General features: G+C 59.1%; 16 protein-coding genes. 6 read left to right on the forward strand and 10 right to left on the reverse strand.

Annotated features, from left to right (window positions below; genetic code table 11):
- The first annotated feature begins 68 nt into the window (after window positions 1-68).
- Both PLH32_08185 and PLH32_08190 read left to right on the forward strand, forming a co-directional pair.
- Window positions 69-2,039, forward strand: coding sequence for an ATP-binding cassette domain-containing protein (locus tag PLH32_08185; protein HQJ64575.1), 1,971 nt, complete (start codon window positions 69-71; stop codon window positions 2,037-2,039).
- Window positions 2,040-2,120: 81 nt separating this feature from the next.
- Window positions 2,121-4,190 (forward strand): S46 family peptidase, encoded by a 2,070-nt coding sequence (locus tag PLH32_08190; protein HQJ64576.1) that lies wholly within the window; start codon window positions 2,121-2,123, stop codon window positions 4,188-4,190.
- Window positions 4,191-4,255: 65 nt separating this feature from the next.
- Here the strand turns inward: PLH32_08190 and PLH32_08195 are convergent, their stop codons facing one another.
- Complete coding sequence (locus PLH32_08195) at window positions 4,256-5,242, reverse strand: FlgD immunoglobulin-like domain containing protein (protein HQJ64577.1); 987 nt, start codon at window positions 5,240-5,242, stop codon at window positions 4,256-4,258.
- Window positions 5,243-5,487: 245 nt separating this feature from the next.
- Window positions 5,488-5,901, reverse strand: a complete 414-nt coding sequence (locus PLH32_08200; GenBank protein ID HQJ64578.1) for a DUF4332 domain-containing protein — start codon at window positions 5,899-5,901, stop codon at window positions 5,488-5,490.
- Window positions 5,902-6,176: 275 nt separating this feature from the next.
- Between PLH32_08200 and arfB the strand changes: the two genes are divergently transcribed.
- On the forward strand, window positions 6,177-6,602 hold the full coding sequence (gene arfB / locus PLH32_08205; GenBank protein HQJ64579.1) for an alternative ribosome rescue aminoacyl-tRNA hydrolase ArfB: 426 nt from the start codon (window positions 6,177-6,179) through the stop codon (window positions 6,600-6,602).
- A gap of 25 nt (window positions 6,603-6,627) precedes the next feature.
- On the opposite strand, the gene PLH32_08210 is transcribed toward arfB, so the two are convergent.
- Window positions 6,628-7,317 carry a hypothetical protein gene (locus PLH32_08210; protein HQJ64580.1) on the reverse strand — a complete coding sequence of 230 codons (690 nt, stop codon included), beginning with the start codon at window positions 7,315-7,317 and terminating at the stop codon, window positions 6,628-6,630.
- Window positions 7,318-7,506: 189 nt separating this feature from the next.
- On the opposite strand from PLH32_08210, the gene PLH32_08215 reads away from it, so the two are divergent.
- Entirely contained in the window at window positions 7,507-9,021 is a 1,515-nt protein-coding gene (locus PLH32_08215; GenBank protein HQJ64581.1) for a radical SAM protein, read from the forward strand.
- Between the two features lie 18 nt (window positions 9,022-9,039).
- Here PLH32_08215 and PLH32_08220 read toward each other — a convergent pair whose 3' ends face one another.
- The 3 genes from PLH32_08220 to tmk are packed head-to-tail and all read right to left on the reverse strand — an operon-like array spanning window position 9,040 to window position 10,782.
- Entirely contained in the window at window positions 9,040-9,366 is a 327-nt protein-coding gene (locus PLH32_08220) for a hypothetical protein (GenBank protein HQJ64582.1), read from the reverse strand.
- A 28-nt stretch (window positions 9,367-9,394) separates the two neighbouring features.
- The gene (locus PLH32_08225) at window positions 9,395-10,087 is read right to left on the reverse strand and encodes a thymidylate kinase (protein ID HQJ64583.1); all 693 of its coding nucleotides are present in this window, start codon (window positions 10,085-10,087) and stop codon (window positions 9,395-9,397) included.
- Window positions 10,084-10,782 carry a dTMP kinase gene (gene tmk, locus PLH32_08230; protein ID HQJ64584.1) on the reverse strand — a complete coding sequence of 233 codons (699 nt, stop codon included), beginning with the start codon at window positions 10,780-10,782 and terminating at the stop codon, window positions 10,084-10,086. Before tmk ends, PLH32_08225 begins: the two co-directional genes overlap by 4 nt.
- A 196-nt stretch (window positions 10,783-10,978) precedes the next feature.
- Here tmk and PLH32_08235 point away from each other — a divergent pair, with 196 nt between their 5' ends.
- A complete protein-coding gene (locus tag PLH32_08235; protein ID HQJ64585.1) occupies window positions 10,979-11,980 on the forward strand; it encodes a lysylphosphatidylglycerol synthase transmembrane domain-containing protein in 1,002 nt (333 codons plus the stop codon).
- Between the two features lie 17 nt (window positions 11,981-11,997).
- Here the strand turns inward: PLH32_08235 and PLH32_08240 are convergent, their stop codons facing one another.
- Together PLH32_08240 and PLH32_08245 are read right to left on the reverse strand one after the other, a co-directional pair.
- Window positions 11,998-14,400 (reverse strand): SMC family ATPase, encoded by a 2,403-nt coding sequence (locus tag PLH32_08240; GenBank protein HQJ64586.1) that lies wholly within the window; start codon window positions 14,398-14,400, stop codon window positions 11,998-12,000.
- Between the two features lie 7 nt (window positions 14,401-14,407).
- Window positions 14,408-15,526, reverse strand: a complete 1,119-nt coding sequence (locus PLH32_08245) for an exonuclease SbcCD subunit D (protein ID HQJ64587.1) — start codon at window positions 15,524-15,526, stop codon at window positions 14,408-14,410.
- A 259-nt stretch (window positions 15,527-15,785) separates the two neighbouring features.
- On the opposite strand from PLH32_08245, the gene PLH32_08250 reads away from it, so the two are divergent.
- Entirely contained in the window at window positions 15,786-17,198 is a 1,413-nt protein-coding gene (locus tag PLH32_08250) for a sigma-54 dependent transcriptional regulator (GenBank protein HQJ64588.1), read from the forward strand.
- A gap of 5 nt (window positions 17,199-17,203) precedes the next feature.
- Here PLH32_08250 and PLH32_08255 read toward each other — a convergent pair whose 3' ends face one another.
- Together PLH32_08255 and PLH32_08260 are read right to left on the reverse strand one after the other, a co-directional pair.
- Window positions 17,204-18,115, reverse strand: a complete 912-nt coding sequence (locus PLH32_08255; GenBank protein HQJ64589.1) for a hypothetical protein — start codon at window positions 18,113-18,115, stop codon at window positions 17,204-17,206.
- A gap of 43 nt (window positions 18,116-18,158) precedes the next feature.
- Entirely contained in the window at window positions 18,159-18,830 is a 672-nt protein-coding gene (locus PLH32_08260) for a hypothetical protein (protein HQJ64590.1), read from the reverse strand.
- Window positions 18,831-19,029: the final 199 nt, after the last annotated feature.

Genomic DNA, 19,029 nt, shown 5'->3' on the forward strand with positions numbered 1-19,029 from the left:
CAGTCCGGCGATCCAGAGCCGGCCCATGCTCCGGGTGGGAGCGAGTTTTTTATAATGAACCGGAACCCATGCTGCAGATCAGAAACCTTTCTTATTCTATCGGCGAGCGACTTCTGCTTAAGGAGGTCAACTGGGTGATAAATCCCGGCAAACGGGTCGCCCTGATTGGCCCTAATGGCGCCGGCAAGACCACCCTTTTGCGCATCATCAAGGGGGATCTCCAGCCGCACGATGGTGTCATGATCAAGCCCAAAGAGTATACCATCGGTTACCTGCCACAGGAGGAGATCGCGGTGGGGAGCGGGCCGATTCTTGCCGCCGTGCTCGAGGGCCAGGGGGAGATTCTCCGCCTTGAGGAGCAGATCGCCGAACTGCATGCCCTGCTCAACTCCCATACCGAGGATGACCCCAAGGTGCTCGAACGCCTCGGCGCCCTCGAATCCCGCTATGATGCCCTTGGCGGATATGCCGTCGAGAACCAGGCCAAGGCGATTCTCACCGGACTGGGATTCAGTGAGTACGACTATCAGCGCCCAATGAGCGAATTCAGCGGCGGCTGGCGTATGCGCGTCTACCTGGCGCGCCTGCTGCTGCAGAATCCCAATCTGCTGTTGCTCGATGAGCCCACCAACCACCTCGACCTGCCCTCGCTCGAATGGCTGGAGAGCTTTCTGCTTTCATTCGCCGGCAGCATGGTGCTGGTCTCGCATGACCGGTTTTTTATCGACCGCCTTGCCCAGGAAATCACCGAGCTCGACCGCGGGGTCTTGACGCATTATAGCGGCAATTACCATCTCTACGAAAAGCAGAAGGCCGAGAGCGAAGTACTCCTGCTCAAGCAGTGGGAGGCGATGCGCGATGAGCGCGAGCGCCAGCAAAAATTCATCAACCGGTTCCGCTACAAGGCGACCAAGGCGGCCGCTGTGCAGAGCCGCCTCAAGATGCTCGAAAAGATGGCGGAGGTCGAGCTGCCGCCCCCACCACCGCCGCGGATCCACTTCCGCTTGCGCGTTGCGGGGAGCAGCTATAAGGATGTGCTCCACATCGAGAACCTTTATTTCCGCTACGGTGAATCCTGGGTGCTCAATGACCTGAACCTGGACATCTATCGCGGCCAGAAGGTGGCGCTGGTCGGGGTCAACGGCGCAGGCAAGACTACACTGACCCGGCTGATCTGTGGCGAGTTGCAGCCCGAATCGGGTTCGATCAAAATCGGCGAGCGCACCACCATCGGCTACTATGCTCAGCACCAGGTCGACGCCCTCTCCCTCGATGCCACCGTTTACGAGGAAGTCGCCTCCACCACCGCCCAAACCCTGGCCCCGCGCATCCGCGACATCCTCGGCCTCTTCCAGTTCCACGGCGACGAGGTCTTCAAGCCGGTCCGCGTCCTCTCCGGCGGTGAGAAAGCCCGTGTCTCCCTGGCCAAGATCCTCCTCTCGCCAGTCAATTTTCTCATCATGGATGAGCCCATCAACCACCTCGACACCACCGCCAAGGAGGCCCTCGAAGAAGCCCTGCACGACTATGACGGCACCCTTTTACTCATTGCCCACGACCGCTATTTCCTCGACAAGCTGGTGACGCGGGTGATCGAGCTCAGGGAGGGCCGCCTGACGATGTACGAGGGCAACTATTCCGACTATATCGCCAAACGTGAGGCCGATGTCTCATGGACTGCCGAAGAGGCCAAGAGCGCTCAGATCCATCTAGCCGAGGCAGCTGCTGAAATCCCCATACCGGCGCGCAAGAGCAAGGAGCAGAAACGGCAGGAGGCGGAGGCACGCCAGTCCATCAGCCGCGAGCGCAACCGGCTCGAGCAGGCCATCGCCCGCATTGAAGCTGAAATTCAGTCCCGCGAGGAGAAAAAAAGCACCCTTGAGGCGCAGCTCGCCAATCCCCAGAGCTATAAAAACGGCGAATTTGCCGCCCAACTGACACGCGATTATGCCCTGATCAAATCCGAGCTTGAGTGGCTGGTGACCGAATGGACCGAAACCCAGGAGACCCTGGAAAAGCTGCTCCGCTCCCTCGCATGAAACTTTTCCCGCCATCAGACGTCTTTATAAGGACGTAAAACCAGTTCTTTCGTGCATTTCAATACAACAGAGGAGGTTGATTTGAACCGTAGCATTCGCTCTACTCTCGCCCTGGTCCTGCTGGTGGCGGCGACGTGCGCCCTCGCCGATGAAGGCATGTGGACCTTCGACAATCCCCCGCTCAAGCAGCTCCAGGAAAAATACAATTTCACCCCGACCAAAGAATGGCTCGACCATGTCCGCCTCTCCAGCGTCCGTTTCATGGACGGCGGCTCAGGCTCCTTCATCAGCCCCAACGGCCTAGTGATGACCAACCACCACGTTGCCATGGGCCAGCTGCAGAAAATGTCGACTCAGGATCAGAATTTTGTCGCAACCGGCTTTTATGCCGCCACCTCCGAGCAGGAGGCCAAATGCCCGGATCTGGAGTTGAACGTCCTCGTCGACATGGTCAATGTCACCAGCCGCATCACCAGCGCGATCAAGCCGGGAATGAAACCGGCCGATGCCCTCAAGGCACGCCAAGAGGAACAAGCCAAAATCGAGAAAGAATATCATGACAAGACCGGTCTGCGCTGCGACGTCGTCTCCCTCTATAACGGCGGCGAATACTGGCTCTACCAGTACAAACGCTATACCGATATCCGCTTGGTGATGGCCCCCGAGCGCCAGATCGCCTTCTGGGGCGGAGATGATGACAATTTCACCTATCCACGCTACGACCTGGACATGGCTTTCTTCCGCGTCTATGAAGACGACAAGCCGCTCAGCACCCCGGACTATCTCAAATGGAACGCCAGAGGCGCCGCGGACAATGAACTGGTCTTTGTCTCCGGCCATCCTGGCAGCACCAGCCGGCTCGACACCTATGCTGAAATGGAACTGCAACGCGATCTGCGTTACCCCATGAACCTCGAGATGATCCAAAAACGCCTCGATGTCCTCTATGCCTACTCCCAAAAAGGCCCGGAACAGCAGCGCCGCGCCCTGGGCCAGATCTTCGGCCTGGAAAACAGCAAAAAGGCCTTGAGCGGGCAGTATCAGGGTTTGCTCGACCCCAAGCTGATGGCTAAGGCCAAAGCCGATGAACAGGCCTTCCGCGCCAAAGTCGATGCCAATCCCGAATGGAAAAAGGCTTACGGCGACGGTTGGAAGAGCATCGAAAAGGTGATCGCCAAACAGCGCAAGGAGTTCGGCTCCCGTTCCTACGGCAGCCTGGCCTTGAGCAGTACCTTCGCTCGTTATGCCCAGAACCTGGTCTTCGCTGCAGCCGAACGCCAGAAACCAGATTTGGAGCGCCTGGACGGCTATCACGATGTCCAACTGGAGCGCGCCAAGCTGCGCCTCTTCTCACCGGCGCCGATCTACAAGGATCTCGAGGAGGCCACCTTCGCATCCATGCTGCAAATGGCCTTGGACAAGGCCGGCGCCGCCGATCCAATCGTCTCCGCCGTGCTGAAGGGCCGCTCCGCCGCCCAAGCCGCCAGGGAGATGGTTGAGGCCACCACTCTCGACAAGCCTGATGTGCGCAAAGCCCTCTATGAAGGCGGTGCCGAGGCCATCGCCAAGTCCACCGATCCCTTCATTGCGGTATTGCGCGAACTTGAGCCCCTGCTGCGCGAACGCCAGGAGAAATCTCGCAAGGAGACCGAATCCATTCTCACCCCCGCTTCGGAAAAGATCGCCAATGCCCGTTTTGCGGTCTATGGCAAGAACACCTATCCGGACGCCACCTTCACCCTGCGTCTCTCCTATGGCGCGGTCAAGGGCTATCCGATGAACGGCACCAAAGCGCCATATAAAACCACCCTTTACGGTCTTTACGACCGCGCCCTCGGTTTCGATCAGGCGGGAGCCTGGGCCCTGCCGCAGCGTTTCTGGGACCGCCAGAAAGATCTGGATCTCTCCACCCCCGCCAATTTTGTCAGTACTTGTGATATCATCGGTGGGAATTCCGGTTCGCCGGTGATCAACAAAAACGCTGAGCTGGTTGGCCTGGTATTTGACGGCAACATCGAAAGCCTCGTCGGCGATTATGTGTATGATGAGACCGCCAACCGCTGCGTCGCCGTGCACAGTGCCTTCATCATCGAAGGCCTGCGCAAGCTCTATGACGCCGGCAAGCTGGCCGATGAGATCGAAGGCAAATAAGCAGTTTGAACCAAAAAAAGTGCGGTGCACGAGCACCGCACTTTTTTTTTGCCTCCCTAACCGGGTCACTTGAGCAGCGTCATCCTCCGCGTGCTCTGACCATTAACAGTCGTCAGTCGTGAGAAATAGGCCCCGCCGGCGACCGGCCTCCCGTGCTGATCACGGCCGTCCCAGACCTCTTCATAAAATCCGGGAGCGCGTTCCGCGTCCACCAGCGTCCTAACGATCTGCCCGAATAGATTGCATATGACCAGGGTAATATGCGCGCGCTCCTGCACCTCAAAGGCCAGTGTAGTCTCCGGATTGAAGGGATTGGGATAATTGGGCAAGAGGTGCGCCTGCAGGGGCTGCTCGACCTCCCGCGCGCTTGTGGGCACAACCGCCGTATCGCTGGAGCCCAGAATGCGCAAATTGCTGTAGATCACTCCGGGCTGGGCGACGTAGACATTGTCGGTTCCCAAAAAGATGTAGCGGAACATCTCCACCTGTCCCTCGAAGGGCAGAGTGTAGCAGTGTCTGCCATTGAGATAAACGGAGGCGGTTGAATTATCCCATGTGATTTTAAATTCGTAGGTCTTGTCAAGATCCCAGGTGGCATCCTCCATAATCCGCACCTCATCCCGGGTATCTATACCCCGCGGCGCAGCGAGCATCTTGAAGCCGGCAACCCCTTCTCCCGTCGAATAGCCGGTGCCCGTGCGGATATTGATCCACGAGCCGTTGGTCTCAAAGATCGCTTTGGAACCATTTTCCTGCGAATAGAGGTTGATGATCTGCTGCTTGACATCGATATTCTGGCGCACCGGATCAAAATTGCGCACATCGACCAGCAGGCTGCCGGAGGCCGGCAAGGGTGCCGGCAGGGTGATGCGCAGCTGGCTGTTTGCAGCCGTGGCCTTCCAGCCAGATCCGGTGATGAACTCGCCGTTGCGGTTTTGCATCTGGCCGACGGCGGTGGAGGCTGCATTGTCGAGCCGGTCGTTGTAGAGGGTGCCGGCGGCGGCCAGATGCCCGAACAGCAGCCCTGATAACAATAGCATATTTTTTTTCATGAAAAGATTCTCCCTGGTTAATTCTCGCACCTGATTTGCAAATATGATGCCAGAATAGCGCGGAACAGGCTAACTGTTTATTATTGACTTGGCGTACCTCTTCGCGGTGCGGGGCACAACCCATGACAAAAATGTAACCGGATGGCCGTTTTATGTAAGCGGGTGGGACACCGGAAGGGTAGGAAAGAAAAGCCCCTGCAAGCGGAGGAGACCGGCAGGGGCTAAAGGACGGGAGGGAGGATCGATCAGTAGGTTACCATGGGGGTCAGCTTCTTCGCCTCTTCGATCCAGCTTTCGACACGTTTCAGGCCGGGAAGCAGGCGGACCATACGCTTTTTGCCGGCGGCGTTGGCCTCGGCGAGCTTGGCCACGAGGTTCTCGGCATTGCGGGTGCGCAGTTCTTTAACCGTGTCCACACCGGCTTTTTCGAGCAGTTCGGCGTACTGCTTGCCAATGCCCTTCACCCGGTAGAGGTCGGCCATGTTGACCCATTTGAGGATGACAGCTTCATCGATTCCGGAAGATTCGGCGAGCTCCTTGCGGCCTTTTTTGGTCGCGCCAGCTTGCAGCAAGCCATGAACGGTCTTGATGTTGGCCTTTTTCAGCTTCTGGCTCATCGATGCGCCGATGCCTTCAATATCCGCGATCTTGTAATTCATCATAACCACTCCTCCAGTTAGTAAGACAAATTAAAATAGAGTTATCCAGTTTAAAAATCAAGAAGAAAGTGTAATATTCCGCTTCACAGTTAAAAAAAACAGACAACAGCGCTTGTGCCGTTCTGCTCTTTTATTGACTGAGGATGTTTAATGGGAGATGATGACAAACTGGAGGTATCCTGGCAGAATTTTTAAAGACCAGCCCAATACGCTTGTTATTTTCCGGTCAATTTGGTACCTTATCTGTGGAAAGCAATCAAAGAAATGATGGTTCGATGCTGATTCAAACAGTCGCCTTGCATCAATTCCCGCTTGAAGAACTCATCTTCACCACTTCCCGTAGCGGCGGGCCGGGAGGCCAGAACGTCAACAAGGTCGAGACCCGCGTCACCCTGTGGTTCGATCTTGAGGCCTCCACCAGCCTGAGCCCCGAGCAAAAACAACGGATCCGCGAAAAGCTGGCGACGCGTATCAACAAGGAAGGCCTGCTGCGGATCACTTCCAGCCGCCATCGCACCCAACTGGCCAACCGCGAAGCGGCCCTCTCCCGCTTCATCGGCCTGATCCGGGAGGCCCTCCAGCCCGCCCCGGAACGCCGGCCGACCCGGATCTCCCGCACCGCCAAAGCATTGCGGCGGGAGCATAAAAAACGGCGTAGTGCGGTGAAACAACTGCGCCGTGAACGATTTGATTTGGAGTAAAAATTCGGCGTTTGAAAGCCGGCGATCACGCCACCTGTAGACGCAATACCCGCCGTTCCGCAAAGTCATACAAAGCGGCGTATACCTGTACCGCCAGGTCCCAACGCCCGGGGGCCATTCCGTCGAGCTGGAAATGAAAGTCGTAGTTCTGTTTTCCCGGCTCGATGGTACTGGAATTGGTCTCAAGCCGGACACGCTGTCCCTTCTCGGCATCGAACAGCAGCAGATAGACATGCATCCGCGAGACCACCGGAGGAACCGGCTGCGTGCTCCTCAGCAGCGGCAGCTGCAGCGCCACCTCCAGTGAAATCGCTTGACGGACAGCCAGGTGGAAAAGATCCTCTTCCGGCGCAAGGAGATGGTTCTGAAAGCTGATCTGATAGAGAACATTCGGCTGGTTCTCCGCCGGCCTGACGGACCATTCCTCCTCGACCACAGCTCCGGTAGCAGGGTGCTCCGGCGCGGCGGATTCAGGGACGCTCTGGTACAACGCCGCAGGCGGGAATTGGGGAGAGGGTTCTTCCAGGAGGGCATGGGTTGATGGCAAAGTGATGATCGGGATCGGTAGCGGTTCTTCCTCAACCCCGGCTTTATGGCCATTGCCATCGCCGCCCTTCCAGCGCATCGTCTTGATAAGCGATTCTTCGCTATGATTCAATAATGCAGAAAGATTTCGGCCCAGCCGGGACTTGGATTTTCCTGTCGTTTCGTTCATCTGCTCCCCTCCTCTGCCCGCTCAATAATGCCCCATTATCTTGCTTTAAAATTACAGTTCCCGGCCGGCAAATCCAAGAAAATTTTCACCACCTTTTGCGTTTGCTCACAACCGGCCGCTCAAAAGCATTGCGAATCGCCGTGCGAATCGATAGATTATCCTGCTGTACTCACTTACAAGAGATGCTCGATGATCCTGCTCGTTTATCCCCCTGTGGCCAAACCCTGCGAACCCTCACCCGGCTTGGCGCGCCTCGCCGGAGCGCTCCATGCCCATGCCCGGGCAGTGCGGATTTGGGATGCCAATCTTGAGGGGCTCCTGGCCCTGCTGAACAACGAGCCGGCGGAGGGAGACCGCTGGACGCGCCAGGCCTGGGCTCGTTGTCCGGACGATCTGAAGCTGCTGCAGTCGCCCGCAGGCTTTCGGGATTTCCCCGGGTATAGTGCTGCGGTGCGCCGTCTCAACCGGGTGTTGGCGGCAAATGGACGCAGCCGTCAGGCCTCCCTCAGCATGGCCGATTTCCAGCACCGTCTCTGGTCACCGCTGCGCAGCGACGACCTGCTCGCGGCTGCCGCCGCACCGGAAGCGAGCCCTTTTTTCAGTTTTTTCCAAACCCGGCTGCACGCCCTGCTCGAGGAGTCCGCCCCGGACGCCATCGGGATCTCCCTCGCCTATCTCAGCCAGGCCTTGCCCGCTTTTGCCCTTATAGGTCTGATCCGTCGTGACCACCCCGGCTTGCCCATCCTCCTGGGGGGCGGGCTGCTGACCTCCTGGATGCGCCGGCCGGGCTGGAGGAATCCCTTTTCCGGACTGGCCGACCACCTCGTCGAAGGGCCGGGGGAAATCCCGCTGCTCCATCTGGCCGGGGTCGCTTCACCCCGCCCTGGCGCCTCTATCTCGTATGCAGGCCTCGAATGGTCCCGCTATTTTGCCCCCGGCCCCATCGTGCCGTACGATGCCTCCCGGGGCTGTTATTGGAACCGGTGCGCCTACTGTCCCGAACCGGCGGAAGGCCACCGCTACCAGGCGCTCCCCGTCGGGCAGGTGAGCGCCGAACTGAAGGAGTTGACTGCAGAACACCACCCCGTACTGATCCACTTCACCGACAATGCCATGAGCCCGGCGCTGCTCCGCAGTCTGATCGCAGAACCGCCCGGAACCGCCTGGTACGGATTCGTCCGCGTCACTCCGGAGCTGATGGATCCGGAGTTCTGCCGGGGTCTCAAAACATCCGGCTGTGCCTTGCTCAAGATCGGATTGGAATCGGGTGATGATCGCGTGCTGGAGGGCATGCAAAAAGGGGTGACGGCCGAGCAGGCCGGGCGGGCGATGGAAACACTGGCGGCTGCGCAGATTCCAACCTATGTCTATTTGTTGTTCGGAACGCCGTGGGAGGATGAGGCGGCCGCCCGGCGCACGCTGGATTTCACTATCCGGCATGCCGGCACCATCACCTATATCAATCCGGCGATCTTTAACCTCCCGCAGGATGCCCCGGCCACAGCCGGGCTCGAGCTGAGAATGTTCTATGCCGGCGATCTGGAACTCTACGCCGATTTCCGCCATCCCCTCGGGTGGGACCGCAGAAAGGTGCGCCTCTTTCTCGACCGTACCTTCAGGCGTCAGCCCGCCATCGCCGCCATCCTCAGACGTACCCCACCGGCCTTCACCTCCAACCACGCCGCCTTTTTCGGCCAACCATAACGTACGCCAGCGACAATGTTATGACATCCGTACCAGCCGCGCGTAGATCTCGTCGACCAAGTCATTGATCCGCCGGACATCCTTGAAGCGGCCTTTCTCCGGCTTGAGCCGCAGTTCGTGCAACTGCTCGAGAATCATAAGAATATGTTTCTCATCGGGATGACTGCTGTCCGGATCTGCCATGGATTGTTCGGAGAGGCTCTCGATGCAGGCCAGCAGCTTGGCTTCCTGATTGACCTGATAGCGGCTGAGGATATCGATGAAATTGGCGCGCAACGCAGTCAGCTCCGCAGCCAGATCCTCCTGATGCTTCGGGGGGAGGGTATCCTTTTTGTTTTTCTTCATAGGCACCTGTTCAAGAAAGGGTGCAAACCTAAACGCCCGGATGGCTCGAGAGCAGAGGGGAGACGTGTTTCTGCAGATCGAGGGCAATGGAGCGCGGCGACCGGTTGCCGTTGATGACCTCGAATTGGTATTTTTCGCTCATGCGGCGGAATTCGCTGCGCATCATCTTCTGGTAGCGGATAAAGCTGTCGAAGATATCGCGTGAGAGGCGTATATCCATCCCCGATTCCCAATAATCGAGACTGGCGCTCTTTTGCATGTTGCGCTCCACCAGAAAACGCGGGGCCACATCCAGATAGAACACCAGGTCCGGGATCAGGGCGATGCTGTAGAGCGATTCCACCCACTCGGCGTTGCTGCCGCGCACGATGTCGCGGGCGATCAACGTATAAATATACCGGTCGGCCAGGACAATAAAGCCCGCCTTGAGGGCCGGGATGATTCGGTTTTCGAGCTGGTCGGCGAAATCCGTCGCGTAAAAAAGCGACAGCGTAATCGGACTGAGCACGTTGCCCTGCATGGCGGCTTCAAGCTCCTCGCTGACGAGGTTGGAGCGTTTGAGCCCAACATTGACCGTGGCATAGCCGTGCCCCTCCAGCCAGTCCGTGAGCAACCGGATTTGTGTCGAACGGCCGCTGCCGTCGGCTCCTTCGATGGCGATCAATTTGCCGGTGAGATCGGCGACCTTGATGCCGGGCAATCCCTCCCCATAAAATCTCATATCCGGCTCCTCACTTTCCATTTATAGTCCGGTAGATCGATACGTTCACCGACCACCTTGCGGACCTGCTGCTGCTGGACGTCGATCGGTTGGCTGGCGTCGATGACGGTGAAGCCGTATTCCTCCACCATGCTCAGGTAGGCCTTGTTGATCATCCCCTGGAAGAGGCGAAAACTTTCATACGGATCGGAGGAAAGGCCCAGGTCCATACCCGCCTCGTGATATTTGAGGGTCGGGCGGCCATCGAGGATACGGTTGATCGCCACCTCCGGCGGGACCTGAAAGAAAAAGGTGATATCCGGCTGGGTGGCAAAACTATAGAGGGTACGTACCCAATCGGCATTGCAGCCGCGCACCGCATCGCGCGCGAAAGCGGTAAAGCAATACCGGTCGGCAAGGACAATATAGCCGGCGCAGAGGAGCGGCCAGATCTGACGCTCGAACCGGTCAGCGAAATCAGTGCAATGAATCAGGGAAAAGGTGGTCGGGGTCAGCAGATTGGAGGTCTTGCCCTTTTTGGTCGCTTTTTTGACCAGCACTGAGGAGTTCCACTCGGTGAAAAAGACCTTATAGCCTTCCAGTTCCAGCCAGCGCTTGAGCAAATAGATCTGCGTCGATTTGCCGGAACCATCGAGCCCCTCCACCGCGATCAACCGGCCTTTGCTGGTATTGTTGTGAAGTGCAATCCTGGCCATATGGCATCCTATTTATAGGTTCCTCCCCGGGGGAACACTTTTTGCCGCTCCGCCGGATAGAGTATGGTATAAAGCTAAGAGTTTATTTATGAAAAGCAACTGATTTCATAAGCCAGCCTTTTATTCGCTTGAGGAATTGGATGAAAATCCGTATCTTTCAGTGATCTGGTTCAAGGGAAGGGAATGTAAGTGCATGATGAAAAACTGGAAGGCGTTTCTCGGATTGGTCATCAGTGCCGTCTTTCTGTATCTGGCTTTCAGCAAAGTGGATTTTGCCCAGATGGGCAAGGCTTTCGCCGCGGCCGACTATTGGTGGCTGATTCCAACGGTGGCCATAACCTTCGTTGCCCATAGTCTGCGCACCTTGCGCTGGCGGTATTTGCTCGAACCGATTCGCCCCATCCCCTTCATGCCCCTCTTTTCCGCCTTGATGATCGGCTACTTTTTCAATGACTTTCTCCCGGCGCATCTGGGTGAGTTCGTCCGTGCCTATGTTCTCGGCAGAAAGCAGCCGGTTTCGAGCAGCGCCATTTTCGGCACCATCGTCATGGAGCGCGTCATTGACGTTTTCACCCTCTTCTTGCTCATGGCTGTGGCCTTGCTGGTCTTTCCCTTCCCTGGTTGGGTGCAGATGGGTGGTTATCTCACCTTCGGGGCCATTGCGCTGCTCTTCCTTGCGCTGCTGCTGCTGAAGCGCTACCCGGGGCTCGCCCTGAATCTGCTCGATCGTTTCGCCAGCCACCGCGCTCCTCATCTCACCGAGAAGATAAAAAAGATGCTCGAGTCTTTCCTCAACGGCATCGTTCCTTTGCGCCGGCCTTCGCATTATCTCATCGTCGCCGTGCTCTCCCTCATCATCTGGGCCTGCTATGGCCTGGCGTTCCAGTTCGTGCTCTACTCCTTTGATTTCTTCCACCTCTACGCCCTACCCTGGACCACCGCGCTGGTGCTGCTGGTGATCACCACCTTCGGCGTCCTCGTGCCCTCCTCTCCGGGCTATGTCGGCACCTACCATTGGTTGTGCCAGCAGGCCCTTGCGCTGCCACCCTTTTCGGTTCCTGACAGTCAGGCCCTGACCTTTGCCATTGTGATGCACGGCATCAACTTCCTGCCCGTCATCCTGGTCGGGCTCGCCATGATTTCACTGGAGGGGTTGAGCTTCAAGAATCTCAAATCCAGCGCCAGCCGGCCAGACTGAAGGCCGGCGTTCCGGGCTCACACCATCCGAACCTGGCTGCGCTCCTCGTCGGCCTGGGAGACCTCCATGATCACGGGCAATTGATCCTTGATCGAATCGACATGGGTGATAATAAAGATTTGCCGAAATTGGGACGAGAGTTTGCCCAGGGCATTGAGGATCTGGACCTTGCGCTCTTCGTCCTGGGAGCCAAAAATCTCGTCAAGGATGATGAAATTGATGGGTGCGCCGCCGCTGCGCTCGGCCAGGATCTGGCTTATGGCGACGCGCAGGCAGAGATTGGCGAGGTCCTGTTCGCCGCCTGAGAACCGCCCGAGCGGGAAGAGATGGTTGCCGTCCTGGAGGGCAATGAGATAATCCTCGTCGAGCTCGAGGCGGGAATAGCGACCGCTGGTGGTGAGCGCCAGCAGTTCCGAGGCGCGGCGGGCGAGGAGGGGGCGGATGCGGCCGGCGAGGTCGAGCCGGAATTTTTTTAGATGGAGATCGAGGGCATCGAGATAGCGGATCTCCTCTTCGGCTGCGGTGATTTCGGCGCGTTTTTGCTCCTGCTGCACTTTTTGCGTCCGCAGTCCCGTTTCCTTCTCCACGCTGCGGGCAACCTCTTCCCGGGCATTGGCACACCGCTCTTTGGCTGCGAGCAGGTCTCGGGTGGCGGCATCGAGCTCCGCCTGGGCCTGCTGATAGCGTTCCTCATCGTGACGCAGCTGCGACTGGGCGGCGCGTTCACGTTCCTCGATTTGATGGAATTCGACCAAGACCCCTTCGATGCGGGCGATGCCTTCGGTCACCTGCGCCCGCCGGCTGGCCCGCTCTCCCAGCTGGTCCGCCCGTCGCTGCAGCCCCTCCAGCTCGGCCAGGCGTGCCCGGGCCGCCTCGTGCTGCGTTTGATCATAGGCCACTTCCCCCAGCGCCGCCAGCCCACGGGCGACCCCGTCGCGGTTGTCCCGGACTGCTTCCAGATCAGCCCGCAGCTGGTCGAGAGCGGCCGCCGCCTCGCGCACCGCAGCCAGCCGCCCCAGAACCCCCTCCTTTTCCTGCCGCACCCCGCGCAGCACCGCCTCGCCCTCCGCAACCCGGACCTCAGCGGCCGCGAGCCGCTGGCTCGCCGCTTGCCACTCCTGACGTAGCTCGGCGAGCCTCGCCTCCATCCCCTCAAGCACCACGGCATAATGATCGGCGAGGCGCTGCGTACAGGTGGGACATTCCCCATCCGGTCCCAACGATTCGATCCGCTCCTTTTTGGCCCGCGCCTCTGCTCCTGCCTTGGCGATCGCGGCACACTCGCTCTTCCACTGTTGCTGCTCCGCACGCGCGATCGCCAGCCCCTGTTCCAGCTCCGCCTCGCGCCGCAGCAGGCCGTCCCGCGCCGCCTCCAGCCCGGCCCACTCCGCTTGCCGCCCCTGCAGGCTAGCGATGCGGGTCTGCAAGGCATCGATCTGCATTTCGCACTGTGACTGCTGCCGCAGCAATTCCTCGCGCCGGACCTGGCGCAGCGCCTCGCCATCGAGCCGCTCCTTCTCCCGCCGCAGCGGTTCCAGCTCCCGTATCGGGCCGGCCAGCGCCGCCAGCTCCTGCTCCGCTGCCCCGATCGCCTCGAGATCCGCACGGGCACGCCGCAACGCCGCCTCGTTCTCGGTTACGCTCGCGCGCACGCTCAAGATCCGGCTCTGATGGGACTGCCAGGCATCGCGAATGGCCGCGAGCCGTTCAAGTTCGGTGCGCGCCACGTGCAAGGCACGCTCCCCGCTTGCCGCCAAGCCCTCCTCCTTCTTCAACCCTTCACGAAGCTGGCGGGTTTCGGCCTCTGCGGCGAGGATCTGCGCTTCCAGCAATCCGGGATCGACCAGGGCGTTGCGCATCCCCTCCACATATTTGAGTTTGCCAAGTCGGTCGGCCAACACCCGCTCGCGCGCCTTATCGACACGGTCGATGTTGATCAGCCGCGCAATGCTGCGACGCCGTTCCTCCGCACTCATTGCCGAGAGCGCCGCCAGCTCGCGCTGTTTGGCAAAGACAGAGGCGAAAAACGAACGGTAATCGAGACGCAACAGCCGCTCCACATAGTCATTGACTCCGCGCTCCTGCACCGCCTCGGGTTCAGCCACAGCCGCCCGGTAGATTGCAGCCTCGGCGGTTGCATTCTTCCCCTTGAGCTGCCGGATGATCCGATAGGCTTCACCGCCATAGACAAACTCCAGTTCGACCGAACAGTTTTCGCCCTCGCCGGCAAACTGGGACCGGATATCCGATTTTCCAGTCCGTGCGATGACATTCCCGTAAAGCGCCCAACCGATCGCTTCAACCAGGGTGGTTTTGCCCGCGCCGTTCCGCCCGATGATGCCGATTATATTCTCCGGACATTCTATATCGACCGCAGCGAAACGGCGGTAGTTGCGCAGCACCAGACTCTTGATGATCATCCGCGCCTCACTCCTCAATCTCTTCAAGATAGCGGCTGCCAAGCTGCTGCAGATACTCGCGGTCCAGGGCCATCTCCGGCTGATCGGATAGATAGCGGCCGAACTCCACACTGAGCGTATCGAAATGGAGGGTGGCTGCAGGTGCGGAAGCCTCACCCGCCGAGACATGGAGCTGCTTCTCGAGATGAAAAACATCCGGAAAGAGATCATCCAGCCGCCGCATTTCCAGGGCCAGGTAGAGGTTCTCCTCCACACCGTCGAGGGTCAGCTGTGCAATCGCGCCCGCAGGCACCCCTCCGGCCAGTTCGGCGACGCGATCGTACAGCTCCTGCAAGCCGATGCCGCGACAGTCGACCGGTTGAAGCCGGATCATGTTGCGCACCTCCAGCTCATGATACCGCCGCTCCCCGCTCGACAGGTCCACCTCGAGGAAACCACAGGAATACCCCGCCTGATTCAGACTGGTGCGCTCCGTCGCACCGCAATAGCTGACGTTAGGCGCGACATCCAGCCGGCGGTGATAATGGCCCAGAGCGACATGATTGAAGACCCCGGGATAGAGCGCGGTCAGGTCGGGGAGACGCTGCTCGTTAAACTCGCCCATGCTGTAACTGCCGGTCTGGGTCCATACCCCGTGGGTTACCAGGATATGATCGTGCGCTCCCTCCCGGATCTCCAGGCTGCGGCAGGCGGCCTCAAGTTCTTCACTCAGCGAACAATGGGGAATGGCGTGGACATCCAGAGTACCGAAGGAGAGGCGCTGATAGCGGCCGTCGTAGACGCTGAAAATGCCGGGAAAGAGATCCAGGGATTCAAAGATGGAGCCGGTGCTGCGGATGCGCGGGGTTTCATGGTTGCCCGAAACCAGCACCATCGGGATCCCGGTCCGGCTGATCTTGTGGATACCCTCAAGGGCGACGCGGATGGCGCGGTTGCTCGGGCGCGGTGTGTGGAAGAGATCCCCGGCATGAACCACCAGATCGGGTTGCAGCGCAATGATGCGGTCAATGGCCTGATCCCAGGCATCGTAAAAATCCTGTTCCCGCTGGTTCAACCCGCTTCGGACCGATATTTTTCCATACTCGGAATAGCCGAGATGGGTATCCGAGATCTGACAGATGCGCATGGCGGCCTGGTTACTCCTTTGTGGGGTTGCTGAATCCGTGCCACAGCCTGTGGCGCCACTTATACACTATCGCCCCCCGTACCAGCCAAAGCGCCGGCAGGGCGCCTCACGTTATGATTTTATGCTTGATAATTATAAGGTTATAAAAATATTTTATTGCCGGATTTGCTCATTTCAGGCACATTCTTTGCTTACATGGGGTTGAAGATCACGACTGCATGAACCGGAACTGTAAGGAGCAGCATAAGGACCAGAACACATGAAGAAATCCTTGTTGATCATTGCCCGGGACTCTCAACTTCTATCGCTTTTTGATCAGGCAGCGCCGCTCAACGGCTTTGAGCTTCATTCAACCAGGGAAATTGAACAGGGGCTTCGCCTGCTCAGCGATGCGTTCGCTTGGGATGCGGTGCTCCTCGATGTGGACAGCCTGCGCGAAGAGCTGGCGAAAACGATCATCGAGATCAAGGGCCTTGCCGAAAACACCCTCATTGTCCTTTTGGGGGCGCTTTCAGCCGAAGAGCTGGTCGAGTGTGTCAAACAGGGAGCCGACGGCTTTATCGAAAAGCCGATCCAGAAGGTGGAACAGGTCCTGCGTCACGTCGAGCACCTCTTCAACCAGCTACAGCGACGTCCCTCCACCATGCAGCGCGATACCGAACTCGCCACGATCGAAGCGCCCTTGCTGGTCGGCCAGAGTGAACCTATTCAGGATCTAAAGAGTCTGGTGCACAAGGTCGCGCCCCTGGATGCTACGGTGCTTATCCTTGGAGAGACCGGCACGGGCAAAGAGGTGATCGCCCGGATGATCCACGCTCTCGGTCCCAACAAGCACAACAACTTTCTTGCCGTCCATTGCGGCGGCATTCCGGACACCCTGCTGGAGAGCACCCTCTTCGGTCACGAGAAGGGTTCCTTCACCGGTGCGTACCGCACCCACAAGGGCTATTTTGAGATCGCCGACCGCGGTACCATTTTCCTCGACGAGATCGGCGACACCACGCCCTCCTTTCAGGTCAAGCTGCTGCGTGTGCTTCAGGACAGGCGTTTCCGGCGTATTGGCGGGACCGAGCTTCTCAGCTCCAGCGCCCGGATCATCGCCGCCACCAACCGCGATCTGCGCAAGATGGTCCAGGAGGGTCAGTTCCGCGAAGACCTCTATTTCCGGCTCAATGTCATCACCCTGCGTGTACCGCCCCTGCGCGAACGCGCTGATGACATCGCCCTCCTCATCCGCCACTTTGTCTCCACCTATTCCAAAAAACATAATCATCTCGGCGTCTACCTCAAGCCCGAAACCATCGAGATCCTCTCACGCCAGTCCTGGCGTGGCAATGTCCGCGAATTGGAGAATGTTATCGAGCGTCTGGTCGCCCTTTCGGACTCGGACTGGATCGGTCCCGGCGAACTGCCGGAAGACTATCTCGGTCCTACCAACGATACCCCCCCGCTGGGCATGGGTTTTCACTCTTATGCCGAGGCCAAAAACCTGTTTGAGAAGGAGTACATTACCCAATTGCTGCTGCAAGCTCGTGGCAACATATCCCAGGCGGCTAAAATGGCGCAGATGCCGCGGCAAAACCTGCATCTTAAAATCAAGAAGCACAAGATCCGGCCTGAAACGATCCGCAGTTCACGCACGCTCTCTGAACCGGTCGAGGAGAAAGTCTGACCGATTCACGGTACCGGCGGTTCGTCCGTCAGCCAGCTCATTGGCCATCGCCACTGTTTGCCATCCCCGGTCTCGATGAGAACGCGCAGGGAGGGACGGCGCAGGGTCCGGACGAGACGCACCGGGGCATGCTGATACCGCCGCTGCGGATCGAAGGTGATCCAGAGCCGCGCGCCCGGCGGTGTCTGCATCAATTGCTCGAAATGGCGCAGTTTTCCCGCGATATACTGGCCCCGATCGCGGCAACGGAGGCGGACCGCCAGGCCGAGAATGGCGCCGCCCCGACGCCAAAGCAGGCTGGCTTGGGCCGCGGGCAAAAAATCGGCCGGATTGAGCACCTGCCAGAAGGTAGGCTCGGAGTGGGCCTTTTTTTTGGGCGGCCGCCGCTGCAGGCGGAGGCTGGCAACCTCGAATCCGAGTTCGCGGCAACGCTCGACCGCATAGAGATTGGCGCCGTGCTCCCCTTCTCCCTGATGGAGTCCGAGATGAAAACGGCGGAAATGGTGCAGCTCATGGGCGAAAAAGAAGGCGAGTTGATCCCCGAAGGTGCCGAAGCGATGTTGCCAACCGTAACGGTCCTGGATGGTCAGTGGGTAAGGGGCGCGATCGTCGGCCAGCAGCAGCCGGATCAGCTTGAAACGCGGCGGCAGATCCGCGGGCAGATCCCACTCCTCCCGCAGGCGCCATTTGCCCCGCCGTGCATAAAAGGCAGCGGGATGATGCCACTGCCGCACATACGCGGTTCCGCCGCTCCAGGCCGTACAGCGGACCAGGTGCACGGCCACCACCAGATCCGCGGTTTCGGTTCCTGCGGCGATGCGCTCCAAAATCGACTGCAGCTGCGTAGCCGAGAAGCCGATGCGGCGCCAAGTGTCGCGCTGCGGATAAAAATAGACCTGCATCGCACGGCCATTCAATCGCAATTTGCTTCGCGGCCGATCCCGAAGCCTTTTCGCTGGTTCACTTTTTCCCCTTGAGATATCGATCGAAAAAGAGCTGCGTTTTACGGCGGACGATCGGTTCAAGATCCGACTGCAGCAGCGTGATGTCGGGTTGTGAGGTGGCCAGCCAGACTAGATCTTCCGCTGCAGCCAGTCGCATGCGCCAGGCGGGTTCGAGGGTCACGGTCTTTTGCGAAGGAATGATCAGTGCCAGCCGCGGCCCGGCCGGGGCGCTCTGGGGTGCGTCACCGAGGCACTCCTGAACCGGCCCGGGAGCCGTCACCCAGATCATCGCCTGAAAAACTGTATCGCTCAGAGCGGAACCGCAGACCGGCCAGCTACCGAAGAGCATCACCCCCTTCTTGCCGGGCGTGGTCAGCCGGGCGGCGCCGGCTTGAAGCAGGGCCGCAGCCGCAGCCGAGTCCGCCGGCGGCGGAGTCCGCACCCACAACGAGCGATAACCCAGCCGGACCACTTTTTCCACAAAACGGAGGGACGCGGATTCATCCATCTCCGGGATGGTGCAAATCAGCAGGTCCTTCCAGGAACCACAGCCTTGCAGCGCGATCATCCGGGCGGAGCTGTTCGCTAAGCCCAGATCAACCGGCTCGTTCAGCAGTGGTTTGACTTCGGGGGTGCGGCAGCCTGCACCGATCAGCACCAGGGTAAGAAAGAGGCAACGCGACGTCATGAGCTTCTCCTGTGGTCATTGCCGCGTAATATACGGCATACGGCGGGAAAATTAAAGCACTATTTTGCGGGTTTACAGTCCATGCTGCCCCCCGGAATCCGGCTCCCAACCAGCGCGAGGGGGCGGGTGGAAACCAGATTTCGGGGGGTATCCCGGGTTACATTCTCCTTGCATTAAAGGCGCCTGATCGCTATATTTT

The sequence above is a fragment of the bacterium genome (genome assembly GCA_035419245.1).
Taxonomy (GTDB): domain Bacteria; phylum Zhuqueibacterota; class Zhuqueibacteria; order Residuimicrobiales; family Residuimicrobiaceae; genus JAKPUX01.